The following is a 25,623-nucleotide window of genomic DNA, read 5'->3' as shown; positions in this document are numbered from 1 at the left end:
TAATTTTATGATAACTTTATGTTTATGAGATGTATAAAGCAAGTACTACAATGAGCGAGGAGTGTGACAGCTTTATGTCTGCTAAGAAACCGAATGTTATCCTCATATTAACGGACGACCAAGGCTACGGTGATCTCGGCCTGCACGGCAATTCGTATGTAGAAACCCCGCGATTGGATGCCCTGGGTGCAGAAGGGGTTCGATTTGAGCAGTTCTATGCAACACCTGTATGCGCACCGACAAGAGCCTCGCTTCTGACAGGAAGACAATTTCTAAGAACCGGCGTCTGGCATGTTCATGGAGGACGGGATTTTCTGAACACCGATGAGACATTGCTGCCTGAGGTGCTGCGGGACCATGGCTACCGCACAGGCATGATGGGCAAGTGGCACTCAGGAAAGACGAATGCATACTTGCCGTATCATCGTGGCTTTGATGAGGTATGGATGGCGAAGCTGTACGTCCATATGAATAACCGGATGGATCATAATGGCGAATGGGTCGATACGACAGGCTGGACGACGGATACGTTAACCGATAAGGCGATCGACTTTATACGGAGCAGCAAGGAGGAGCCTTTTTTCCTGTATGTGCCGTATCTTGCTCCGCATGAGCCATGGTATGCCCCGGATGAGCTTATTGAGAAGTATAAGTCCAAGGGCCTCTCCGAGAGTCTGGCCACTGTCTTTGCGATGATTGAGCAGGTGGATACCCAGGTAGGGCGTCTGCTGGATACAGTGCGTGAGGAAGGGCTGGAGGAGGATACGATAGTCATCTTTATGAGTGATAATGGACCGATCGCAGGTTCCTCGAATCTGCCTGACCTTACAGCAGAGGAAATGTCACTCCGCAATGCAGCCGGGATGCGCGGCAACAAGGGGACGATCTGGGATAATGGTTCCCGGGTTCCTTGCTTCATACATAGTCCTGCTCGTTTCCGGCCGACAATTATCGAGGAGCTTGTTCATGTCACGGATCTATTTCCTACTATTTTAGAGCTGACGGGAGCGTCGCGAAAAGAGAATGCCTTTCCGCTGGACGGCAGAAGCCTCGTGCCGATGCTTGAGCCTGTCCTTGAGAAGGAGCCCACAGCGGCCAAGCTGCCGGAGCAGCCGGATGACCGCTACATTGTAAACGGCACCCATCAAACCTACTGGCCCGCACGTCCCAACGAATGGTCGGTGCCTCCAAGGGACCGGCAATTCTCTTACCTGGACCAGCGGTATAATCTGTCGATTCGCCATGGGAAATACAAGCTCGTTCCAGCGGGAGATGGAAGGCATGAGCTTTATGATATGGAGGCAGATCCTCGGGAGACGACGGATCTGGCCAGTGAGCTGCCGGAAACGACCTCCGGGCTGGCTAACAAGCTGCAGTCATGGTTTGAGGAGCTCGTTCGTTCAGGCCGCGCCCACCGGACGGCAACCTTTTACATCGGGTACCCTGGTGAGCAGGAGACGGTCATTCCGACCTACGCCCCTGTTGCGGTTAGCGGTCATGTCGTTCCGGGCAGTCATAGCAGCAAGGGCTGGATGATGGCAGGGGACGGACAGTCGGCAGATATCGAGGTGCTGGATCCCGGGGAATATGAGCTTCAGCTGCGTGCTGACGTCTTAAAGGAAGGTACGATGGCAGAGGTAAGCATCGGGAACATTCGCATTCAAGGCGTGCTGCGGTCGGGACAGCCTTGTCTGTTAGGCCGCGTACACTTGGAAGCGGGACGATTTGAGCTTACGCTTCGGCTCATCGATGTTCCGTCCGGAGCCGGAGACGCTGTAAGCTTCAGCTATCCTTCAGATGGGGTTATTGTACGGCGTGCAGGCAGGTCATGAAGCGGTTTCCTTTGTTTCACCGGTATCTCCTGTCGTATATGCTTCTGCTCTTTCTGCCCATTATTGTGATCGGGGCCGTAGCCTATACGCATTTTGTCTCTATCCTTCAGGATCAGGTGCTCTCGACGAACCGGAAGGCGCTTCAGGAAGCGCAGCAGGCTGTCGATACGAAAATGAGCGAGATTACCAAAATATCTGCGCATGTTTCAATGACGAGGGAGCTGTCTCCTCGCGAGCTGCAGCGTCCCTATGATCTGTTCGAGGTAAGAGAGCTGTTTAATTATTCCGTGGCGAATACGTTTATATCGGATATTCTGCTCTATTTTCAAGGAAGCAGCTTCTTGTACTCGTACAATAGCAGCTACTCTCTTCCTATCTTTCATACCTTGTTTAATTACAGCAGCTGGTCTCCGGAGGAGCTGCAGAAAGATTTGGATACCTTGCGAAAGCCGACATTGCGGCCGGCGGAGGACGTTCTGGTCGGCTCAGACAATAAAGTGAGCCGCCGTCTTATTACGTATCTTGTTCCGCTGCCGGTCAATTCCTCAAAGCCGCATGGGGCGGTTATGTACATGATTGACGAAAGTGCTTTGCAGGATCTGATCGCAGCTACGATACCGTATCGCAAGGGGGTATCATTCATTATCGATGACCGTGATCGCGTCGTGACCTCGCTGAGTGGCGAGCCGTCACTGCAGGAAACGGGATTTCTACGTACCATTCCCTTGTCAGAGGATGGAGAGACGATCCGCACAGCGCTGGGGGACACCCCATATTACGTCTCGGCGTTGCGCTCTCCGGTCACGGGCTGGACCTATGTGACCGCGATTGCGGAGGAAGAGCTGCTGCAGCCAGTGGCTGAAGTCCGCAATCGAGCACTGTGGACAACGGCCGCAGTTCTTATCATCGGCAGTCTGTTGATCTATGCAGCGATGCACCTGAATTACAATCCGGTACAGGCGATGGTGCGCAGAATGAGCTCGCAGCTCGAGGGAAGCCAGCAAGCGATGCGGCAGCAGCTGCTCATGCGAGTGCTGCGGGGAGATGTGCACGGAGAGAAGGAGTTTAACGAGAAGGGGGCTGCGCTGGGACTTCAGCTGAATAAGCCGTATTATACGGTCCTGCTGCTTCAGCTGGAGCAGCAGGAGGAGCCAACTCATATTGCATCGGCGACAGAGCTGAAGCAGCAAGCAGCTGCCCGCTGGCTTTCGCTGCTGCCCGGCGATATTACGGCATACGATGTGGAGGGAACCGAGCCGGCGACGGTCGTGATGATTGCAGGCATGGAGGAAGCGGCTCCGAACAGCTTGTGGCAGGAACTGTACAGTGCCTATAGTGAGAAGAACGATATTCCGTTAACGGTAGGCATCGGGTATGCCTACCGAGATCTGACGGAGCTGTCCAAATCGTTTCTTGAGGCCACGACCGCGCTGCAATATAAGTCGATCAAGGGCGCGAGGCAAATGATTTTTTTTCAAGAGATTGATACGGCTGCAGCATCCTCTCAATCGTACCCGAAGGCGCAGTTGGATGTGCTGGAACAGGCGCTGCGCCAGCGCAATGCAGACAAGTCCATGGTTGCTGCTGCGGCTCTGATGCAGACCATGAAGGCTGAATGCCGAACGCTGCTGGCCGCCAAATATTACTGCTTCGACATCGTGCATCTGTTCAGCAGAGCGATGACAGATGCGGTGCCGAGCGCAGTCGCGTATGACTATCCGGATGTGCTGTCGCTGACGCGCAACAATACGCTCGAGGAGCTGGAGCAGTCTGTATTGCGGATGTGCAGGGATGTATGTGCCCAGATGGAGCAGCTTCAGCAGCAGGAGGAAGAGGGTGCCAAGCCGCTGGAACAGCTCATGCTGGATTACATTCATCAGCAATATAATGATTATCAATTTTCCGTCAAGCAGATGGCAGAGCACTTCTCGGTTTCGACGGTGTATCTCGGGAAATATTTTAAAGAAAAAACGGGCAGCACCGTGCTGGAATATACAAATAAGCTGCGGATCGAAAAGGCGAAGGATATTTTAAGAACGACAGATATTCCGCTGCAGGATATTGTCAACCAGGTCGGCTATAGCGACGTGTCGAGCTTTATCCGCAAGTTCAAGCAGCTCGTTTCGATGACGCCGGGTGAGTATCGCAAGCTGTATCGGTCCGGCTAAAGCCCTTGACGGCGGGCTTTGCTTTTCGCATATGGGCTCTAATATGGTATACGCTTTCAAAATCGCATACGACTTAGCAAATCGCAAATTGTGCTGTCAAAAGCTACTCTGGTACGATGAAGCCCAGACTTTTGGAAACGCATTCACTATTCCGCGTATGTACCCTCACTTTCAAGGTTGTACACGTGGATGGAGTGCCGGGTCTTTATCTGAAGGAGGTAGAAGATAGTATGAAGAGAACGTTCACACGCATCATTTCAATGCTGCTGGTGTGCTTTCAGCTGGCTTCGCTGTTCGTACCGGTGGAAGGTCAGGCGAATGCTGCGCCTGGCGCCGCAGAGAGTGCGGAGCAGGCCGAGTGGTCTCCACTCGTGACAAATAGCGAAGCGGAGAGGGAAGTGAATCGGTATGAGTCGGAGGAGGCGATGCTAAAAGACGTCACTGCGACTTCATCCACATCCGGCTTCAGCGGCACTGGCTATGTGGAGATGGGAGCTTCTACCGCACAGGACGCGTCCATGTCGTTTACGGTAAACGCGACCGAGTCGGGGGATCATCAGCTGACGATCGGGTATTACCTGAACGTTGCCAGTGCACAAACCAAAAATATCCGTGTCACCGTGAATGAGGGTACGGCGTTTTCTGTAAAGCTAGGCCCTTCCTCCAAGGAATGGACGACACAGCAGATCACGGTATCGCTGACGCGCGGCAAGAACACGATCAAGCTGTCCAAGGAGCAGGCTTATATTTTGATCGATTATATGGAGCTGGCAGTGGACCCGGCCAAGCTAATCACGATGGAGCCTGTCGAGGATCAGGAGGTAAGTCCAGGCGAGACGCTCCAGCTTTCTTTGCCGGGTGCGGGTCCGGAGCCTCAGGAGCTCCTTTATTCGTGTGACTCTCTTCCGCAAGGAGCAGCGCTGGATGCAGTGACCGGTGTACTGACATGGACGCCGGGGGCGGACGCAATTGGCACGTATCCGCTTTCTTGCAAGGTGACAGACGGCGTATTCGAGGCGTCCCGTTCTTTCATAGTCCGGGTCGTGGAGCCGGGTGTGAAGCTGAAGCAGATCGCCCGCAAATACGAAGCGGAAGGAGCGAAGCTCCGGGGCTTTAACCTGGCTGTCGAGACGGCGCTGTCCGGATATTCCGGAGCAGGCTACGTGGGGCACTTTGACGACATATCCGACCAGCTTGTGTTTGAGACCTATGCCTCCGAGTCCAAAGTATACGATGTAAAACTGCGATACCAGGTACAGGCAGGCAGTTCCAAGAAGCTGGATCTGTACGTGAACGGCGTGAAGCAGAGTGCAGTTACCTTTGCACCGCCAAGAGACCAATGGCAGAATGCCGTTGTCAGTCTCAGCCTGCAAAAGGGCCATAATGAGCTGGTTCTGGCGAAGAATCAGAGCTGGTTAAAGATTGACTATGTAGAATATGACGACTATGCCCCTGTGGATGCCGAGACGAAGCTGCCCTTACCGGAGCCTCAAAAGCCTTCTGGACCGGTGCTGCAGCCGTTAACCTTGAAGGCCGCTGTCGCAGGAGAGCCGGTAGCCTTTCAGGTAGAGGCTGCCGATCCGAACGGAGATGTCATGACGTTCTCCATGTCTGAGCTGCCGGAAGGCGCGATGTTTGATCCGGTCAGCCGTGAATTTCAATGGGTGCCGACCGCGAGTCAAATCGGTACGTATACCCCTGTGGTCAGTGTAACTGACGGAGTATATACGGCACAGGACCGCGTAACCGTTGCAGTGCTGGAGGAAGGATACTCGCTTCAGCCAATCCAGAGAAGATATGAAGCTGAGTCTGCGAGCAAGCAAGGTGGTGTGGTGACAGAAGCGCGGGCAGAGGGTTATTCCGGAAGCGGCTACATCACCGGATTTCTCAATACGGAGGATGCGATCGATTTTGATATATACGTTTCCTATAAAGGCACTTATGATGTGACATTCGCCTATCAGCTGTACGGGGCAGATTCCAACAAGGTGCAGGATGTCGTGGTGAATGGTAAACAGACCTACGTCAAGACGTTCTTGCTCGGAGAACCCGGACGATGGGTAACGGACACAAGGAAGCTTGAGCTGAATCAGGGCTATAACAGCCTGCAGATCCGAAAAAACGGGGGCAGCATTCACCTCGATTATATTGAGTTGACCGATCTTGCTCTGCATCAGAACGACGAGCCGGTTCCGCTGCCAAAGCTAAACAAGCCTCCAATCCTGGAACAGATCGGATTGCAGCGTGTGAAGGCTGGAAGCACGCTTTCTTTCACCATGAAGGCGACGGACGGAAACAGCGATCCTATTCGCTATCGGGCAGAGCAGCTTCCAGAAGGGGCGCAGTTGAATGAAACGACCGGTGCCTTCACATGGACACCGGGTGCGCAAGCGGATTCCTGGAATAAAATCACCCTCATTGCCACAGACGGGGAGAGTGAGGCGAGAGAAGAGGTGGTTCTGCTGCTTACGAAGCCGACCGATCAGCAAGGCGCTCCCCGCTTGAAGCTCGACGGCAAGAGCATACTCGCTCCGGACGGCACACCGCTTACGCTCCGAGGCTACAATTGGGGCTGGTGGGATCAGAATCTGGCCGAGGATGCGGTCCTGTTGAAGGAGATGGGAGGGAATTTCGTCCGCCTGAACTTCCGCTGGAACTTCGGAGACAGCACCCATCCCTGGAATGCCCGCAAGGATGATGAGCCGGGACATATTAACCCTGTTCATTTGGCGCAGCTGGATCAATATATTGAATGGCTGTCTTCGAATGGGATCTGGATCGATTTGTTCGTCAACACCACGACCCATTACGATGATCTGCTGAACGATCCGGAGACCAGAGAGAAGTTCATGACGATGTGGACGTTCCTTGCGGAGCGGTATAAGGATCAGCCTTACATGGCCTCGTATGAAATTCATGCAGAGCCGCAGCCAACCGTACTGCAGCATGAGGAGGTCGTCCGCTTGTATAAGGAGACGATTGACCGCATCATGCAGGTGGACACCGACACTCCGTTTGTGATCGGCCCGGCGAAATTTTACAATGCCGAGAATTTAATTGATACGTACTACCTGAAGGGGTATCCGATCATTTATGCGTTCAATCACTTTGATCCGCATGAATTTACACATGCAGAGAAGTCGCCGCTGCTGGAATACCCGAATGCGGGCAAGGGCTGGGACAAAGCATTTTTGTCCAAGCGGCTGGAGGTGCCGCTTTCGTTCCGCGACAAATTTAACGTGCCGATTTATTGTGATCAGGTGGGCGCGAAGAACACGGCTCCGGGCTATCTGCAGTGGCATGACGATGTGCTGTCGCTGCTGAACGAGGAGAGCATCCCGTGGACGGTCTGGAATTTCCGGCAAGGCAGCGGTCGCTTCGGCTTGTATGAAACGAACCCTGCTACCGGCACTTATGAACGCAATGATGAGCTGTATCAAAGGCTGCTGCCGTATTTCAAAGCAGCCCAGCCGCCGCAGCCGCAGCCACTGGATCCGGCGCCGGTGCAGCCGGATGGAACACCTGGCCAGTCAGCAGTTGTTCCGTTACCCTCACCCTCTGCTGAGCTTCAGCGCGGGCGCGACGGTGCGGTCACATTGAAGCTGAAGGAGTTGCAAACCAAGACGGATAACGGGTTATCCATGAAAGTACTGTCCGTGAACAGTGAGCTGCTGCGGGCGGCATTCCAGCAAGCCCCTGCGCAGCTGGACGGGGCGAAACGGGTTACGCTGGACGCTGCTTCGCTGCCGGCAGACGCAGCGCTGGAGCTAAGCCTGCCCCCGGAAGCGCTGCAGCTTGGCAAGGAGCAGATCATGGAGGTGAAGACAAGCTTTGGTGTCGTGGCTCTGCCAGGTCACATGCTTGCCAAGAACCAGCTTCGCAAAGAGCAGCAGCTTGCCTTGCGGGCGGTACCTCTCCTCGCGAAGAACGGAAAGCCGGGCGTAGAGCTGGATCTTATAGTGGACGGAAAAGTGCTGGAATGGGATGGTGAGGATGCGCTCGTTCATGTCGCCCTGCCCTATACGTTACAGCGTGGCGAGAAGAGTGAATTCATAACCGTTCATCACATCCATGATGACGGGATGGCCCACCCGGTCGTCAATGGCGGCTATGACGAGGTGTCCGGGATGGTGACGTTCCGGGTTAACCACTTCAGTGCATACAAGGTTGTGTACGTGGACAAATCGTTTCAAGATATGGAATCGCATTGGGCGCGGCATGCAGTGAGTGTGCTGGCTTCCAAAGGCATCATCCAAGGCAGAACCGCTAATGTCTACGGACCGGAGGCGCTTATGACCAGAGGCGACTTCGTGACGCTGCTGGTACGCACGCTGGAACTGAATGCCCCTGCTTCGAGCTGGGTACCGTTCACAGATGTGGAGGCTTCCGATGACTATGCCCGTGAAGTAATGACAGCGCGTGCCCTTGGCATCACCAGCGGCGTAGGTAATCATCGGTTCGCTCCGCGCGAGGCCGTGACTCGTCAAGATATGATGGTTATGACTGCAGCTGCCCTGCAGCTAAAGCCGGGATGGGTTCAGGCGCAGGATCCAGACTCCAGCGTCAAGAGCTGGTCCGATGCCGCAGACATATCTTCCTATGCGCTGGAAAGTGTGAATAAGTTATCCCAAGCAGGCTTGATCCAAGGCGCAGATGGACGTCTGCAGCCTAAAGCGCCGACTACTCGGGCTGAAATGGCCGCCCTGCTGTACAGGCTATACAATCAGATCGTGCGGTAGCGATATAGTAAAAACTCATTTGCCATTGAAACGGTATGAAGAAGCAGGCAGTCCTCAATCAGCAGCAGAGGGCTGCTTTTTTATTAGGTTTATTTATTGTAAATAACATAATTTTATGATAACTTTAGGTGGGAATTATATATTTAGGCTTGTCACTGCGAGGAGGACATGAATGCAGGACACCATGAAGCAGCTTTGCCAGGAGCTGGAGGGACAATTGATTCATAACATCTTGCCCTTCTGGATGGAGCACACGGTAGATGAGCGGTATGGCGGGTTCGCTGGCGAGGTATCTTCGGACGGCACCATGCGGGAGAAGGCCGATAAAGGGCTCGTGCTTCATGCGAGAATCTTGTGGACCTTCTCCTCAGCCTGCCGAATCACGGGCGATGTCACCTACGCCGCCTATATGGAACGGGCATATGCTTACCTGACTGCACATTTTACGGATTCGCAGCAGGGAGGGATGCTTTGGCTGCTTGCCTGTGATGGAAGCCCTAAAGAGGATCAGAAGCAGGTGCACGGTCAAGCCTTCGCCATTTACGGGCTGGCCGAATATGTCCGGGCAACGGGCAGTAAGACGGCACTGGAGCAGGCAAAGGCGCTGTACCGGCTGCTGGAGAAGCACGCTTATGATGAAGCCTATGGCGGCTACATGGAGCGATATGACCGGGACTGGTGTCAGGCTCATGGTATCGAGCTTGGTGAAGGGAATAGGCTGGCAAGCAAATCGATGAATACCCAGCTGCACATGCTGGAAGCGTATACGTGCTTGCTGCGGGTCTGGGAGGACAGCGGGCTGCGCAGAAAGCTGGCAGAGCTGATCGAGATCACGCTGTCGCATATTGTGAATAGGAGCACCGGTCACTTCCATCGGTTCTTTCATCGGAATTGGCAGCCACTCTCTACAGCCATCTCGTTCGGTCACGATATTGAAGGCAGCTGGCTGCTGTGGGAGGCGGCCCGGGTGCTTGGTGATGAGAAGCTGCTCGCACGCACCCGCCCGGTATGCATCCAGCTGGCGGCGGCTGTTTACGAAGAGGCGCTGCAGCCAGACGGCAGCCTGTGGTATGAGCGGGACGGCGAGCATATTGCCAAGCATAAGGAATGGTGGCTCCAAGCCGAGGCGATCGTCGGGTTCATGAACGCCTACGAGCTGACACGTGAATCCCGATATCTTCATGCCGCCCTGCGGAGCTGGACCTACACGAAGGACAATATGATAGATCATGAGCTTGGCGAATGGCACTGGAAGGTCGATGAGCAGGGTAACGTGGACCGTACATTGCCGAAGGCCGGGGTGTGGAAGTGTCCCTACCACAACGGACGCGCCTGCATGGAGCTCATGGAGCGAGTTAAGGTAAGCGAAGGGAGGACACCATGATGTCACAGCCCAATGTGATTGTTATTATGGTCGATCAGATGAAGGCAACGGCCTCGCACTTGTACGGCAATTCGTTCTGCAGAACTCCTGTCCTGGAGCGGCTGGCGAACAGTGGTGTGTTATATGAACAGGCGCATACACCGCATCCGCTGTGCGCTCCGGCCCGCATGGCACTATGGACCGCACTATACCCTGACCGATCGGGCTTGCGCGAGAATCACCAGACGATACCGCCGGCGCAGCCTCATGCATTTCGGGAATGGAAGAAGGCGGGATATCGGACAGGCTTGATTGGCAAAAATCACTGCTTCGATCTGAAGCAGGATGCTGACATGTTCGATATCATATGCGAGATCGGCCATCTCGGCTTGTCAGAGGACACCGTCCTGAAGGGAGCAGAGTGGGTGCGTCCGCAGGAGGGGATTTGGCGGTCGCATGAGGTTCGCCGAAATATGCCGGTACAAAGTCCAGTCATGAGCTACGCAGTAACGGATTATCCGTTGGAGGATTACTCCACCTCACTTGTAGCAGCACAAACCGTGAGGTTCCTGGAGGATCACCAAGAGGAGCCCTTCGCTCTGTGGGTCTCGTTCCCCGACCCGCACACCCCGCTGGAGGTGCCCCGTGTGTATGCGGACAAGTATACCAAAGAACAGATTGTCCTGCCGCCTTGGGGACAGGATCATTGGCACGAGGCACCAGAGCGCAACCGCGTGCTCTACGACATCCTGCGGATTGACCAGGAATCAGAGGAAGATGTCTACGCGGCCCTGGGTGCGTATTATGGCATGATTCAGTTCATTGATGATGAGCTGGGGCGGATTATGGAGGCGCTGGAGCGGCTGCAGCTCCGGGACGATACCATCGTCGTATTCTGCTCCGATCACGGCGACTTCGCCGGGGAGCATGGCATGATTGATAAAGGCGGTGTGTTCTATGACTGCCTGACCCGGGTGCCGCTGATTGTGTCCTGGCCGGGACATGTGCCGCAGGGTGTACGGGAGACGAGTCCCGTCAGTCTGCTCGATATTGTCCCTACAGTACTTGAGCTGCAGGGCCTCAAGCTGTCCGCCCCCATGGATGGACAGCTGCTGCCAGGCGTAACAGCTGCTGAGCCGCGTTCTTGCGTGTATGCGGTCTACGGTGCCGGGGGTCCGGCGTACACCTTGGCGCAGCTGCATGAGGAAGAGAGCTGTACAGGCATGCCCGCGTTGAACCGTTCACTGAAAGAACGGGAGGCCGAAGGGCAGCGTCGAATGATAAGAACGGAGAAATGGAAGCTCGTTCACGATCCCATGGGGGACCAGGACGAGCTGTACGATCTGGAAGAGGACCCGGGGGAGCTGACGAACGTTGCAGCCAGACCGGCCAACGCGCACATCGTCCAACGGCTGCGCTCGGAGCTGACCGCGTGGTCGCACAGAGCAGAACGCACACAAGAAGAGAATAAAGCCATTCAAGGAGGACATGATCAATGACAAACGTACGCATTATTGGTGAGCCCTTACCCCACATGCCATGGCAGGAGAAGCCTGAGGGCCATGAAGGCGTCTTGTGGCGTCATACCGAGAACCCGATTATTTCTTGGAATCCGACGAAACGGACTGCCCGTATTTTTAACAGTGCGGTCATGCCGTACGAGGACGGCTTCATCGGCGTCTTCCGTGCTGACCACAAGCACGGCAAGCCACAGATTCATGTAGGCCGCAGTAAGGATGGCTTGCGCTGGGATATTGAGGATCAAGAGGTGCTCTGGAAGGATGAGCAGGGCCGTCCGTACCAGCCGTCCTATGCGTATGATCCGCGGCTGGTGAAGCTGGAGGACACGTACTACATCATCTGGTGTACGGAATTTGGCGGTGCTACGATCGGACTCGGGATGACCAAGGACTTCAAGGAGTTCGTACGGCTGGAGAATCCATTTATCCCGTTCAACCGCAATGGTGCGCTATTCCCGCGCAAAATCAAGGATAAATATATGATGCTCAGCCGTCCGAGCGATAGCGGCCATACGCCATTCGGTGATATCTTCCTGAGCGAGAGCCCGGACCTTGTCCATTGGGGCAAGCATCGACGCGTTATGAGCCGGGGAGGAAACGGCTGGTGGCAAAGCGTAAAGATCGGAGGAGGACCCATTCCGGTAGAAACGTCGGAGGGCTGGCTGCTGTTCTACCACGGTGTGAGCGGTACATGCAACGGCTTGGTGTACAGTATCGGTGCAGCGCTTCTGGATCTGGATAACCCGTCGAAGGTGCTGTATCGGTCACGAGATTACTTGCTGACCCCGGAGCTGCCGTACGAGACGGTGGGCTTCGTTCCGAATGTCGCGTTTCCTTGCGCGACACTTCATGATGCGGAGACGGGGCGGATCGCTATTTATTACGGCGCAGCAGATACGTATGTGGCAGTAGCTTACACGCAGGTGGATGAGCTGTTAGCTTATCTGAAGGAAAATTCGGAGCTCGTCGGCGGAGATGGAGAGGAGTACCGGTAAACGCGGAGGCTGGACATCCAGAAACAGCCATACAGACAGCAGGCTTGGCCTTCCGGGCCAAGCCTGCTGTCTGATTTCTTTGCTTTTCGCATATTGATCAGAGGATGATGACGCTGAAATGCCAGGCTGCACAAGGCTTCATGCGTTTGGCATACTCCTTTGCAATTCGCAAATTGAACCTCCGGATAGATCCTGATACGATGTGATGCATGCAGATGTAAACGCTACCAAGAGACGTTTTACTTATTTCTATTTTTAGGAGGTAAACACAGATGAAGGTACAGAAGTGGGTCTCGACGGGTCTGTCGATCATGATGCTGACGACGATGCTGATCGGCTGCAGCGGAGGTGACGGCAAGCCGGTAGAAAGCAATGCAGGGGAAGAGGCTGCGGATCTCACGTTTCCTTTGGCCGAGCCGGTCACGATGAAGTTTTTCGCTGAAAAGTCAGACGAAGTGAAGAAGGATTACAACGACTTGAAATACTATAAGGATCTGAAGAAGGCCACCAATGTGAATATTGAGTGGGATTTGGTCACCGGGCAGAACAAGGTAGAGAAAAAGAACTTGATGTTCGCGAGCGGAGATCTGCCTGACGTTATTTACGGAGCGTTCACATTGTCTGACTCGGAGATTGTGAAGTACGGCACGGAGGGATCTCTCATTCCACTGAATGATCTCATTGAGAAGCATGCGCCGAATATCTCACAAATGTTCAAGGACAACCCGGAGTTCAAGAAGATGGCTACCGCGCCGGATGGCAACATTTACTCCATCCCGACAGTGCAGGACAGAGAATCTTCTGCGTACAACACCGCCATGGTCATCAACAAGAAGTGGCTCGACAAGCTGGGCCTTGAAGTCCCGACGACAACGGAGGAGCTGGAGCAGGTGCTGAAGGCGTTCAAAGAGGGCGACCCCAATGGCAACGGCAAGCAGGATGAAATTCCGCTGAGCTTCGTCTATGGGAACCATGCGCGCGGCCCCGGCCCGATCGCGGGCTCCTTCGGCATTATGGATGATCCCTATCACCATACGTACATTGATAATGGCAAGATGGTGTACGCTCCCTCCCAGCCAGGATACCGGGATTATGTGGAATATCTGAACAAGCTGCATCAGGCTGGCCTGATCGACGAAGAGGTATTCACTCAGAACAATCAGGTGTATGAGGCCAAAATCAAAAACAGTGAGCCGATTATCGGGGCGTTCTTCCACTTCCGGATCTCCTCCGTCGTGCTGAAGGAAAGGGTCGGAGATTATACGTTTGTACCTGCGTTAAAAGGCCCGAAGGGAGACCAATCCTGGTATACCCGCTTCATTAATTACTCGCGCTCCGGCTTCGCGATCACATCGGTCAACAAGAACCCGGAAATCGCGATGAAATGGATTGATCAAAGCTATACAGAACAGCAATCACTGAATATTTTCTATGGTCCGGAAGGAGTTAACTGGAAAGAGACCGCGGATGGCAAAATCGAGCTTCTCCCGGCTCCGGAGGGAATGAGCAACAATGCCTTCACGACCATGGATGCACCATCTTCATTTGGCGCATCCGCGCTGCTGAAGTCCACACTGGATAAGATCATTCTCGATGATATTGGCAAGGAGGTCGAGCAGGTGGTCTCATTGTATAAGCCAACGGTCAAGTTTGAGAATCGTGGCAATCTGCTTTTTGCTCCGGATGACATTGAGCAGCTGTCCATTATTGAGCCGGACCTGAACGGCAAGAACAATTACATTGATAAAATTACCGCGAAGTTCGTCATTAACGGAGTAACCCAAGGCGATTGGGACGCGCATCTGGAGCAGCTGAAGAAGCTGCGTGCGGAGGAAATGATTAATATTTATCAGCGAAACTACGACGCCACCCTGAAATAAGGAGCTGATTGCCTGCTGCTTGTAACCTCCTGACCCGGAGAACGCGTACGACCTTGTCGTACCGACGTTTTCCCGGCCAGGCCTATATTCCAGATAAGAGGAGATGAGGTAATGATGTTTCGTCAATTAAAAATGAAGGGGATGCGAGTCCTTCTTTCGGGGATCGTTGTGGTGTCTATGCTGGCGGGAGGCTTTCAGTCTCATGCTTATGCTAATGCCAGCTCCGGGGTGTATCGATATGAGGCGGAAAACGGGTCATTGACTGCGTTAAGCACCTCATCCTCGGTCAGCGGCTACAGTGGAAGCGGCTACGTCGATTTTGACGGGTCATCAGGGAATAACTCCTCGGTGTCCCTCACCGTGCAGGCGCCGGCAGCCGGCAGCTACCATGTGACGCTCCGTTACTACTTGAACGTAAACACTTCCCAAAGCAAGCTTATCAATGTACGGGCGAACGGAGGCGGAGTCGTCACAACGAGCTTAGGCCCCTCTGCGAAAGCATGGAAGACCACAAAAGTAACCCTGCCTTTAAAGCGTGGCGCTAACACGATCGTCCTCTCCAAGAACCAATCCTATGTGTTCATTGACTATATTGAAATGACATCCGTGGCACCTGTGGATGCATCCGCGACAGCAGCCACCAGGGAGCTGATGAATTACTTGGTCCAGTTGAAAGGCAACGCCAATAATAAGGTGTTGGCCGGACAATCCTGGGACGGACTCAAAGGAGAGACCAGCTTTTATACCGACATTACCAAGCTGTACAACAGCACCGGCAAGTATCCGGGCCTTGCCCAAACATGGCCGACGAATTGGTGGTCCGCTGCATCCAGTGCCAATCTGGATTTTGGCACAGGGACGTATTATGATCAGATGCTGACATTACGGAACAAAGGCTCGATTCCGATGCTGCTGTTTAATCCGTTCAACCCATGGACCAAGAACGGATACGGTCAGGACACGGAATTCGTACCCAATGGCCGGACGCTGGAGGACATTTACGACCGGAATACCGTCGCCTATACTAATTTTCACAAGCAGCTGGACAATATGGCGGCCGTGCTGCTCCAGTTCCAGAAGGACAACACCCCGGTAATTTTAAGAATGTATGGAGAGGCAAACTACGGGGACGCATGGTATCACTTTAATCAGCCGGAAATGTCCAATGCGCAGTTTAAAGCACTATGGACTTATACGGTCAATTATCTGACACAGACTAAAGGGGTGCATAATGTGCTCTTCTGTTACGAAATCACGGATAAGCGCAGCAACCAGATGGGCGGCCTCGTGGTGGACAAGACAGACATTTTCGGCATTCAAACTCCGCCGTTCAGCGCTACGTTAAGCGCGTATAACAACTTTAAAGCGCAGCACCCGAACAAGCCCATCTTGATCGGACAATACCTGGACGACTCGACCACTAGCAATAATATGGACGTCATTAACAGCATCCGGACGTATACGCCGGATATTGTCGGCTTTATTCATTGGACGAACAATGCGAGAAACTGGAACATCGAAGTGAAAAATAATGAAGCGGCACTTTTTCAGGACAGCTGGGTGGTTACGGCTGACGAAACCGGCTTTTAAGGAGGAGGACATGAATAACACGATATTAAGTATCCAAGGGAAGCATTTCATGATCAACGGGAAGAAGACCTATTCCGAGATTCCGAAGAGCCGCCCCGAAGCACACGGCTTGTTGATGAACGCCCGATTTATTCAGGGGGTATTTGACGATCAAGGAGATCGCAGCCGATACCACCGATTTGGAAAAAAATTCGATGCTGACTCCAACACGGATGCATTAATTTCCGCATTGCCCCAATGGTATAAATATGGGCTGCGTGCGTTTACGGTCGGTTTTCAAGGCGGAGGACCCTGCTTTACGATCGCTAACAGCACCATTGACAATAACCCATTCGGTCCGGACGGCAGCAGGCTCGATCCTGCCTACGCGAAACGTATGGATCGCTTGATTCGCGCTGCGGATGAGCTGGGCATGGTGGTCATCGTCAGTTATCTCTACCCCGGACAGGTGTTTCGGCTGCAGGACACGCGAGCCGTACTCAATGCTGTTCGCGTGGCCTCGAGATTTTTAAAAGAGGGCGGATACACCAATGTCATCATCGAGGTATGCAACGAGTACAACATCGCCCAGCCTCATCCGCTGATCTATACCTCCGAAGGGATGGTCGCCCTCATGGAGATTGCACGTAATGAGTCGGGCGGCTTGCCGGTCGGGTGCAGCGGTACCGGAGGCTTCCTGGATGAAGAGGTGTGCAGGGAGAGCGATGTCATTCTTATTCATGGCAATGGCCTTACAAGACAGGGATATTACAATGCGATTCGACGGGTCCAGTCCTGGGCTCCGGACAAGCCCATTGTTTGCAATGAGGATTCACAGGCCATCGGTAATATGAGTGTTGCCTACCGAAGCGGAACCTCTTGGGGCTACTATAACAACTTGACCAAGCAAGAGCCCCCCTGCGATTGGGGAATTACGCGGGGCGAGGACCAATTTTTCGCCAATCGAATGGCCGAAGGAATCGGCATCGAGGTACCGGATATACCAGAGGAAGATCGTTTTTACCTGCAGGGCCTCGAGCCGGAGATGGAGTACGAAGGACAGCGTTGGATTCGTCTTGCAAGCCTGGATCCGGAGACGATCGATTATGTCGATTTCTATTGTAATGAAGAATGGGTATACACAACCTACGTGGAGCCATTCACCGTCCATTTTGATACCAGCTGGAAGCAATCCGCTTGGAAGGTGCGTCCTGATGACCGCGAGTGGAAGGCCATCATTTATCTAAAAAACGGCAAGGTGCTGGAGCGTAAGGAGAACACATATGACTCAACAATCAAGCCCTAAACCACCCAATGTCGTCGTCATTCTGACGGATGACCAAGGCTGGGGCGATCTTAGCCTGAACGGCAATAATAACGTGTACACGCCTCATATCGATGCACTGGCTGCGAGGGGAGCGATGCTGAACTGGTTCTACGTCCAGCCGCTCTGTGCACCGACGCGTGCTGAATTTTTGACGGGCCGTTCTTTTCCGCGAACCGGGGTGAAGGGAGTCACTCGGCGGGCCGAGTATTTGGATTTGGAGGAAACAACCATTGCCGACGTGTTCAAGCGCGCTGGCTATGCGACAGGCTGCTTCGGCAAATGGCATAGCGGTTCTGCCTATCCCTACCACCCGAACGGCAGAGGCTTTGATGAGTTTTTTGGATACTGCTGCGGCCATTGGAGCCACTACTTTGACAGCACCGTGGAGCATAACGGTGTGGAGACGCGAGCAGACGGCTATTTGACCGATGTCCTTACTGACCGGGCAATGGCTTTCATGACAGCACATCGGAATGATCCCTTTTTCTGTTATGTTCCATTCAATACGCCGCACTCTCCCTTTCAGGTCCCTGATCCATGGTTCGACAGGTTCCGGAACCACCCTCTGCCTCTGCGAGCCCGACCTAGTGACCCGGAGTCACTGGATGCGACTCGAAGTGTGCTGGCCATGTGCGAAAATATTGATGACAACGTCGGCCGAATCATCAAGCATTTGAGCAGCCTGGAGCTGCTGGAGGACACGGTGGTTGTGTACTTCAGTGATAATGGCCCCAACACCTGGCGCTGGAACGGCGGGATGAGCGGCAAGAAGGGCTCGACGGACGAAGGCGGTGTCCGTTCGCCGTGCGTCATTCATTGGCCGGGCAAGATTGCTGCCGGTCAGCGCATCGAGCCGATTGCAGGGGCGATTGATCTGCTGCCTACGCTGGCGGAGCTGGCTGGTATTACGGTGGAAGGGACGAAGCCGCTGGACGGGGTGAGCCTCAAGCCGCTGCTGCTGGAGGAGGAGTGTGAGTGGCCGGAGCGAGCGATCTTCGCCCACAGCCATGATGGAACAGTAACCGGAATACGTACGCAGCAATACCGAGCGGGCGGTCACACGGGTGGGTTATATGACATGTACCGTGATATAGGGCAGCAGCAGGATGTGTCTGCATTCGTTCCGGAGCTGGCAGCGGAGCTAAACCTTAGAGCTGCCCGCTGGTCAGAGCAGATGGCTGCAGAGCGGGATCGCCATTCTGATGACCGGCCCCTTCCGGTAGGCTATCCGGCCTTTCCGGTGACCTATCTGAACGCTCAGGATGGCATACCGACAGGAGGCATACGTTGGTCGTCGGTGCATCCCAATGCGTCTTATTTCATCCAATGGGGCAGCACAGAGGAGACAATGTCCTGGGAGATTGAGGTGCATACGTCAGGAATGTACGAAATTTCGATGAAGTATGGATGCTTCATCGGGGAGGAGGGCTCGGAGATCGAGGTGTCGTTTAACGGAGCGCAGATCCGGGCGGTGATTGAGAATCCGTTCGAAGCACCATTGAAGGATCAGGATGACCGGGTCCAGCGGGATGAGTCCTATGAGAAGGAATTTACGCATTTACGGATCGGGACGCTGGAGATGCAAGCGGGAAGGGGCGTGCTGAAGCTGCAGGCGTCGCATATTGCAGGCCGGCATGTCGCGGATGTGCGGGCACTAAGTGTCCGGCTGATCGAGGCGTAGGCTGAGAAGAGAGCATACAAGTGTGATGACAAGAGCGAGCCGCGCTGCAAGGTTATTTGCAGCGTGGCTTTCTGCATTCGACCTGGACTTGGAATCACAATATGAATAAACAAGAATATAGTTCATCATTTCAGAGAAGAGTACATTTCCATCTGCTCTGATCCGGCATTATGATGCTAATAAAAGCGACAGGCAAGTGAAGTGATTTTTAGTGAAGGAGTGTTCACAAAATGGAAAAACGTCAACCCAACATATTATTTCTAATTATGGACGATACGCAGAAGGATTGCCTGGGCTGTTACAAGGGAAAGGGCCAGGTACTGACACCGAACATCGACGCAATCGCCCGGGAGGGCGTACGCTTTGAGCGGGCCTACTGCTCGTCCACCGTATGCACACCGTCCCGATATTCTTATCTGACAGGGCACTATGCGGGACGCAATCGTCATGAGCTATTCAAGCGGGATAATCCGGATGGGGAGATCAGCAAGGTTAATTTTAACGTCGCCATTGACGAAAATGTACCGAACGTGCTGGGCTTGCTGAATGACGCCGGATACGAAACGGGATATGTAGGCAAGTATCATTGCGGACGAAAGCTGGGCGAGCTTAATATCCCGAAGCTTGCAGCAGATGCAGATCCTTATGATCCTGCCGTTGATCAGCAGATCCGGGAGCTGCAAGCAGAATTACAGGCCGAGCTGAAGCGGACGACAGGCGTGAAGCACGCGCGGAGTATTGCATGGGGCAATATCGACGAAATGCCGGTGCGCCGTCTCCGCTATCATCATCTCGAATGGATGACTCAAGGAGCTCTTGAACTGTTGGACACCTTTGACAAGGAGCGCCCGTTCTTCCTCTACTATGCGACATCCTCATTCCATGGTCCCTTGCATCATGACTCGCTAAGGCTGGGGGATCCTTGTCTCACCTGGAGCGGCTCTGATCCGGAGCTTGCTGGACTTAAAGAAGAACGGCAGCAGATTTGTGAAGAGCTGGAGGCGGCAGGCCTGCCGATTAATCACCAGACGGTCGGCGCCTATTGGACGGACAAGGAGATCGGAAAAGTGATCGCGAAGCTGGAGCAGATGGGCGAGCTGGATAATACCCTGATTGTTTATGCATCGGATCATAATGTCGAGCCGGGCAAGGCAAGCTGCTATGAATTCGGCACCCGAATTCCGCTCATTCTTCGCTGGCCGGATGGATTCGGACAAGGGACGGTTAACCACGACTATGTCCAAAATATCGATCTCGTGCCAACGCTGCTCGAGGCAGCGGGGGTACAGCCGCCTTCTCATATGCAGCTGGATGGCCGCGAGATCCGAGGCATTCTGGAGGGTGAAGAAAAGCATCGCAGCCTGTACTTTGAGATGGGCTTTCTGCGTGCTGTATTGATGGATGAATGGAAGTATATCTCGCTGCGCTATCCTCACCGGCTGACCGAGCTTGCTGCCAAGGGGGAGCTGGACAAGCTTCCGAATCACCTGGATATGCCGAATCAGCATCAGCCGTATGTCACGATGGATGTATTCCCGCACGCGCTAGACGCTGATCAGCTATACGATCTGCGAAATGATCCTACGGAGCAATGTAATCTCGCGGCAAAGCCGGAGCATCAGCAGCGGCTCCGAATACTGCAAATGGAGCTGAATTCATACTTGGCTACGTTTCCTGACCATCCTTACGATTTGGACGATCGCCGGATGTTCGAGCTGCCTCACTTCCCGGCACTGAAGCAGCGGCTGCTGGAACGCGGACTCGGACCGGTATCCTGGTGGAGTGAAGAAGACAGTGAAAGGGCGAAAGAAAGAATGCCATATATTTTGCGGGCTACGGATCCTGAAGTATAGGGGAAGGTTTTTTTCTCGTAGTATTCGACCTGCAAAGGAGGGGCTTGGCGTTATCATCTAGGCAGTGACAGAGGTACCTCTTATAATTAAAGTAATCACAAGACTACTGGGAAAAGCAATTGAGGAGGGCTCATCATGCATAAGATTGTCATCGCCGAGGATGAGAAGTGGATACGAAAAGGGATTGTCGAAATGGTCCGTAATATACACGGACCATTTGCCGTTGTTGCAGAGGCAGCGAATGGCAAGGAGGCGATGGAGGCATACCAGCAGTGGTATCCCTCCATTGTTATTACGGACATTCTAATGCCGGAAACGGATGGCTTATGGCTGCTGAAGGAATTGCATGCAGCGCAATACCCGGTCATCCCCATCGTTCTCAGCGGCTTTGATAATTTTCAATATGCGCAGCAAGGTATTGCATACGGCGTCTCCAGCTATTTGCTAAAGCCGGTCGGGGAGGATGATCTGCGTGACGCCCTGCAAAGAGCAGCAGATCAGCTTCACCGATTACATAATATGTATCCGCTTACAAGTGAGCTGAGACAGCTGCAGGAGCAGATGCTGCGTCTCGATCCACAGGAAGCATCCAAAGTATATAAACGATTTGTAAAAATGGTCCTGAGCTTGAAACATCACCATCTTTCTGAATTTCATCGCATGGTACAACTGCTTGCAAGCGTCATGCAGCCCGGCGAATTAGAGGTGCAATTCACTTTGCCTGCAACGACCGAGATCGGGCCGCTGCAGCATTATTTCGACATGCTCCTCGAAGCGTGGCTTCGCAGACAGGCGAAGGATCGGGAGCGTGAGCAGGATGAGACTACAACGAGCAACTACATGATGAAGAAGGTATGTGAGCATATTCAAACACACTATATGGATGATCTGCCGATCGGGGACATGGCAAAGCTGGCCAATTTGAGCCTGTCTCATTTCAGCCTGTTGATGAAGAAGCAGACGGGTTACTCTTATACAAATTATGTGAACTACGTGCGTATCCAAAAAGCCAAAGAATTGCTGTTAGAGCCGGATTTGAAGATTCACGAGGTCGGCGAGATGGTCGGCTACACCTCCATGTCTTACTTTTTCAAAGTATTTAAAACGTTCGCGGGTCAATCGCCTTCAGAATACCGGAAGAGCATCGGCTTATGAAGTGGAACCGGTCGCTGCGATTTTTTCAGACACTTCGTTTCAAGATGGTGCTTGCTTTCCTTACGTTTAGCCTGCTGTCTATCATAACCATGGCCTACATGGCCAACTATTACTATACAAGCGCAGTGCGTGAAGATTTCTATAGGAACACACAAGAGTCTACCTCACAGTTCAACTACCATCTCGACTATTACTTTACCCAGATTGGTAAGTCAACATATACACTGGTTCATGATCAGGCCATCCAGGAATGGCTTGTTGGCTCCCGTCCATTCACCAAATATGAATTGAATGAGGTCGATCAAGAGCTGCGCCGCTATGTAGCACTGAACTATTCTGAAATTTATTCGATGAGCCTTGTGTCGCGTGACGGAAGGGTGCTGACGATGAATCAACCCTACCTCAACGATTTGATCGAGTTATCTGAGGAGCTTGACAGCTGGTCCGAGGGAGAGCAGCTGAAGGTGCAGCCGACCTATCTGTATCTCACTGACGCTAGCTACGGTGTCCCTGGGATCAAGCTCTTGCGGCCTATATATAGCACGGAGGATCTGGGAAGAATCGGCACGCTAGTTATTGAACTGTCTATCGCGGAGATTCGAAACAGTATGGAGGATATCCATCTCGGCAGGACAGGGGAGTTCGCCGTTGTCTCTACAGACCGCACTATTATTTATTATGCCGATAACGAGTGGATTGGGCAGTCGTGGGACGCTACCGGGCTATCTAAAATTGATCTGAGCATTGAAGATCGAGCTCATATGCTGGATTGGCGCGACAAGGACATGCTCGTAGCGATCCGCGAATCCTCCATAACGAACTGGAAGCTGGTGGCTATGGTTCCCTTCGACGAGGTAGCAAGCGGCCTCAAGTCCGCCAAGCAGTCCGTTATTATCGTATTTGTACTCATTTGCTGTCTTGCCGTGCTGTCGTTTCCCCTCATATCGGGGATCTTTGTAAAGCCAATCTTAAAGCTGAAGCAGCTTATGCTGACGCTCTCTGCGGGCAAAATGGACGTGACCGCCTCCGGCAATCCGGGCTCTGAGGAATTCCATTCGCTGTTCAAAAGCTTTAACCACATGGTGGAGAGACTCCGTGATCAGATGGAGACGATCACTGCACTCAAACTGAAGGAGGTCAATCAGGAGCTGAAGCAGAAAGAGGCTGTCATTAAGGCGCTGCAAAACCAGATCAATCCGCACTTGCTATATAACTCGCTGGACATTATCAAGAGCATTGCATACATCCGTAAGGTGCCGGAGATTGTGACAATGAGCCAGAGCCTGGCAGCTTTATATCGATACTCCGCCCGCTTCATCCATCGGGAGGTCACGCTTGGTCAGGAGCTGGAGGTGCTGAGAATGTATTTGGAAATTAACCGTCTGCGTTTCGACGAGGATTCTTTCAAGAGCAGCATCATTGTCAATGAAAAATATTATGGCTATAGCCTTGTCAAGCTGACTCTGCAGCCGATTGTAGAGAACGCAATCAAGCATTCAATCGAACCGAACCGAGGCTGCGGAGCAATCTATGTCAGCGCCTATGAGGATCGGCAGGATCTGGTGCTGGAGATCATGAACAAGGGAAAAGGCATGACGGCAGAGACTTTATCTGCGCTTCAACAGAAGCTGCGGAGAATTACGGAGCAGGTGCACGAGTCGTACGTTGAGCAGGAGTCTTTTGGATTGTCCAATGTGCATGCCCGGCTGGTGCTTCAGTATGGTGAACGATATGGGGTGTCGATTCATACAGCCGGTGAGAACGGCGAGATCGGCACGATCGTAAGCATTCGCATTCCCCAGCCTCAGCTGGCACAGAACAAGGAGATCATAGAATAGTGGAGTATTTCATGGATCTGTACATCGTGGGATAGAGCCGCCTTGATTATGATAAAGAGGCAATAAGGACATGAGGGAGGAACGAAACATGAAGATGAGAAAAGGCACATCGCTTTTGCTTGCCATGGTGCTGCTAGCTGGAAGCGTTATCGGCTGCTCTGGCGGAAGCGATAGCAGCAGTCAAGGAAACACTCAAGGGGGAACTACTGCATCAGCCGGCAAGGGAGAGCCGGATCTGTCCAAGAAGTTGACGATCGAGGTCATGACCCGGAGCTTTGCCGGGGGAGGCTGGGGTGACTCTCACCCCGTGCTGGATGAGCTGAACAAGAAATTTAACATTGATCTCAAAATGCAGTGGGTGCCTGGTCCGAATTACAAAGAGAAGCTGAATGTCCTGGCTGCATCCAATGATTTTCCGGATTTGTACTGGATCGACAAGGAATCCTTCGACAAATGGAAAGAGAGAGGAGCATTCCTTGATATGGCTCCCATCCTGGACAATTACCCGAACCTGACGAAGCACTTATCCAAAGAGACATTAGAGGTAGGTAACCCGAAGGGAAAGCTGCTGTCTCTTCCTTACACGGGCGTTGCTGCGAGAGATTCTATCGTTGTGCGCAAGGATTGGCTGGATAAACTAAATCTGAAGGTGCCGACGACAATCGAGGAATATATGGACGTAGCGCGAGCGTTCGTAAATGGCGACCCCGATGGCAATGGAAAAAAGGATACGATCGGCATTACATTTGGTTACAAAAACGGAGATTTGGCGATGGAGGAGCATTTCCGCTATGCGTTCGGTCTTCCCAATCAATTTGCCGAGAAGGATGGCAAGCTCGTACCGATGCAGGAGTTCCTGCCTCAGTGGAAGGCATTCGCAGGCTTCATGAACGAAGCATATGCTGAGGGTGTGATTGACAAGGACTTCCCGATCAGCGGACCATCGGATACGATCACAAAATTCGAGGCGGGTAAGGTCGGCATTGCCTATGTGAATCCGAATGAATTAGAGAACAAGACACTACCGGCTTTGAAGAAGCTCGATCCGAATGCGGAAATTATCCAGCTTGCACCGCCAGTCGGTCCGAACGGCGAGCAGGGGCAGAGAACGTTTGCGAATGGCATAGAGAAGATCGTCATTAATGCCAAGACGGATGCACAGAAGCAGGAGCGAGTGCTCATGCTGCTCGATTATATGCTGTCGGATGAAGGCACCGCGCTAATCGGCAACGGGATCGAGGGCGTCCATTACAAAAAGGAGGGCTCCAGCTATACGAAGCTGCCTGCCTACGAAAGTGATCGGCCGTTCCTGTTAGTCGCTTGGCTGTTTCGTCGTGATGATCCACTGAATCAGATGAAGCTGTTCGACAATCAGGATACGGTAAATATGATTAAGGGATATTTCGATATGAATGAGAAATACAAGGTTCCTAATCCTGCGGATGGATATTTCTCGGAAACGCAGATTAAGAAGGGACAAGATCTCAAGCTGAAGTGGACGGAGACGGTGACGAAGGTCATTATGGGCTCGTCGCCTCCGGAAGAATTTGATAAGGCGTATGATTATTGGAAGAAGAACGGCGGCGAGGAAATCGTCAAGGAGTTCAACGAGCAATATCAACCATAAATGTGTACACTATCAATCTCGGAGCGGCACCAACAGGTGCTGCTCCAGGATTAAGCAGAAGGGGGAGAGCCGGTGA

General features: G+C 53.0%; 14 protein-coding genes. All 14 read left to right on the top strand.

Features of this window, described 5'->3' with window-relative positions; translation table 11 throughout:
- The first annotated feature begins 74 nt into the window (after positions 1-74).
- The 14 genes from JJQ72_RS10480 to JJQ72_RS10415 all read left to right on the top strand — a co-directional run bounded on the left by JJQ72_RS10480 (position 75) and on the right by JJQ72_RS10415 (position 25,547).
- Entirely contained in the window at positions 75-1,832 is a 1,758-nt protein-coding gene (locus JJQ72_RS10480; RefSeq protein ID WP_208203637.1) for an arylsulfatase, read from the top strand.
- Complete coding sequence (locus JJQ72_RS10475) at positions 1,829-4,000, top strand: helix-turn-helix domain-containing protein (RefSeq protein ID WP_208203636.1); 2,172 nt, start codon at positions 1,829-1,831, stop codon at positions 3,998-4,000. The genes JJQ72_RS10480 and JJQ72_RS10475 overlap by 4 nt, the downstream gene beginning before the upstream one ends.
- 230 nt (positions 4,001-4,230) lie before the next feature.
- Positions 4,231-8,739 (top strand): CBM35 domain-containing protein, encoded by a 4,509-nt coding sequence (locus JJQ72_RS10470; protein WP_208203635.1) that lies wholly within the window; start codon positions 4,231-4,233, stop codon positions 8,737-8,739.
- Positions 8,740-8,911: 172 nt separating this feature from the next.
- A complete protein-coding gene (locus tag JJQ72_RS10465; RefSeq protein WP_208203634.1) occupies positions 8,912-10,123 on the top strand; it encodes an AGE family epimerase/isomerase in 1,212 nt (403 codons plus the stop codon).
- Complete coding sequence (locus tag JJQ72_RS10460) at positions 10,120-11,601, top strand: sulfatase family protein (RefSeq protein WP_208203633.1); 1,482 nt, start codon at positions 10,120-10,122, stop codon at positions 11,599-11,601. Before JJQ72_RS10465 ends, JJQ72_RS10460 begins: the two co-directional genes overlap by 4 nt.
- A complete protein-coding gene (locus tag JJQ72_RS10455; RefSeq protein WP_208203632.1) occupies positions 11,598-12,617 on the top strand; it encodes a glycoside hydrolase family 130 protein in 1,020 nt (339 codons plus the stop codon). Before JJQ72_RS10460 ends, JJQ72_RS10455 begins: the two co-directional genes overlap by 4 nt.
- 272 nt (positions 12,618-12,889) lie before the next feature.
- Positions 12,890-14,497, top strand: coding sequence for an extracellular solute-binding protein (locus tag JJQ72_RS10450; RefSeq protein ID WP_208203631.1), 1,608 nt, complete (start codon positions 12,890-12,892; stop codon positions 14,495-14,497).
- Positions 14,498-14,608: 111 nt separating this feature from the next.
- Positions 14,609-16,087 (top strand): glycosyl hydrolase, encoded by a 1,479-nt coding sequence (locus tag JJQ72_RS10445; RefSeq protein WP_208203630.1) that lies wholly within the window; start codon positions 14,609-14,611, stop codon positions 16,085-16,087.
- Between the two features lie 10 nt (positions 16,088-16,097).
- Positions 16,098-17,372: a glycoside hydrolase family protein gene (locus JJQ72_RS10440; RefSeq protein ID WP_208203629.1), complete on the top strand. Its 1,275-nt coding sequence runs from the start codon at positions 16,098-16,100 to the stop codon at positions 17,370-17,372.
- Positions 17,350-19,074 carry an arylsulfatase gene (locus JJQ72_RS10435; RefSeq protein WP_208203628.1) on the top strand — a complete coding sequence of 575 codons (1,725 nt, stop codon included), beginning with the start codon at positions 17,350-17,352 and terminating at the stop codon, positions 19,072-19,074. Before JJQ72_RS10440 ends, JJQ72_RS10435 begins: the two co-directional genes overlap by 23 nt.
- Positions 19,075-19,304: 230 nt before the next feature.
- A complete protein-coding gene (locus JJQ72_RS10430; RefSeq protein WP_208203627.1) occupies positions 19,305-20,927 on the top strand; it encodes a sulfatase family protein in 1,623 nt (540 codons plus the stop codon).
- A gap of 135 nt (positions 20,928-21,062) precedes the next feature.
- The gene (locus tag JJQ72_RS10425; protein WP_208203626.1) at positions 21,063-22,082 is read left to right on the top strand and encodes a response regulator; all 1,020 of its coding nucleotides are present in this window, start codon (positions 21,063-21,065) and stop codon (positions 22,080-22,082) included.
- Positions 22,079-23,920 carry a sensor histidine kinase gene (locus JJQ72_RS10420; protein ID WP_208203625.1) on the top strand — a complete coding sequence of 614 codons (1,842 nt, stop codon included), beginning with the start codon at positions 22,079-22,081 and terminating at the stop codon, positions 23,918-23,920. Before JJQ72_RS10425 ends, JJQ72_RS10420 begins: the two co-directional genes overlap by 4 nt.
- An 88-nt stretch (positions 23,921-24,008) precedes the next feature.
- Complete coding sequence (locus JJQ72_RS10415; protein WP_208203624.1) at positions 24,009-25,547, top strand: extracellular solute-binding protein; 1,539 nt, start codon at positions 24,009-24,011, stop codon at positions 25,545-25,547.
- Positions 25,548-25,623 lie beyond the last annotated feature (76 nt).

Origin of the sequence: Paenibacillus sp. F411 (assembly GCF_017582705.1) — a bacterium.
GTDB lineage: Bacteria > Bacillota > Bacilli > Paenibacillales > Paenibacillaceae > Paenibacillus_AQ > Paenibacillus_AQ algicola.
Note: the sequence above shows the minus strand (reverse complement) of the source record. Positions and strands in the feature narration are given on the sequence as shown.

Bases quoted from the DNA above. Each gene is read 5' to 3' on its own strand.
- JJQ72_RS10425 (WP_208203626.1), top strand. From the start codon at position 21,063: ATGCATAAGATTGTCATCGCCGAGGATGAGAAGTGGATACGAAAAGGG.
- JJQ72_RS10415 (WP_208203624.1), top strand. From the start codon at position 24,009: ATGAAGATGAGAAAAGGCACATCGCTTTTGCTTGCCATGGTGCTGCTA.
- JJQ72_RS10430 (WP_208203627.1), top strand. From the start codon at position 19,305: ATGGAAAAACGTCAACCCAACATATTATTTCTAATTATGGACGATACG.
- JJQ72_RS10460 (WP_208203633.1), top strand. From the start codon at position 10,120: ATGATGTCACAGCCCAATGTGATTGTTATTATGGTCGATCAGATGAAG.
- JJQ72_RS10465 (WP_208203634.1), top strand. From the start codon at position 8,912: ATGCAGGACACCATGAAGCAGCTTTGCCAGGAGCTGGAGGGACAATTG.
- JJQ72_RS10480 (WP_208203637.1), top strand. From the start codon at position 75: ATGTCTGCTAAGAAACCGAATGTTATCCTCATATTAACGGACGACCAA.
- JJQ72_RS10470 (WP_208203635.1), top strand. From the start codon at position 4,231: ATGAAGAGAACGTTCACACGCATCATTTCAATGCTGCTGGTGTGCTTT.
- JJQ72_RS10455 (WP_208203632.1), top strand. From the start codon at position 11,598: ATGACAAACGTACGCATTATTGGTGAGCCCTTACCCCACATGCCATGG.
- JJQ72_RS10450 (WP_208203631.1), top strand. From the start codon at position 12,890: ATGAAGGTACAGAAGTGGGTCTCGACGGGTCTGTCGATCATGATGCTG.
- JJQ72_RS10445 (WP_208203630.1), top strand. From the start codon at position 14,609: ATGATGTTTCGTCAATTAAAAATGAAGGGGATGCGAGTCCTTCTTTCG.
- JJQ72_RS10440 (WP_208203629.1), top strand. From the start codon at position 16,098: ATGAATAACACGATATTAAGTATCCAAGGGAAGCATTTCATGATCAAC.
- JJQ72_RS10475 (WP_208203636.1), top strand. From the start codon at position 1,829: ATGAAGCGGTTTCCTTTGTTTCACCGGTATCTCCTGTCGTATATGCTT.
- JJQ72_RS10420 (WP_208203625.1), top strand. From the start codon at position 22,079: ATGAAGTGGAACCGGTCGCTGCGATTTTTTCAGACACTTCGTTTCAAG.
- JJQ72_RS10435 (WP_208203628.1), top strand. From the start codon at position 17,350: ATGACTCAACAATCAAGCCCTAAACCACCCAATGTCGTCGTCATTCTG.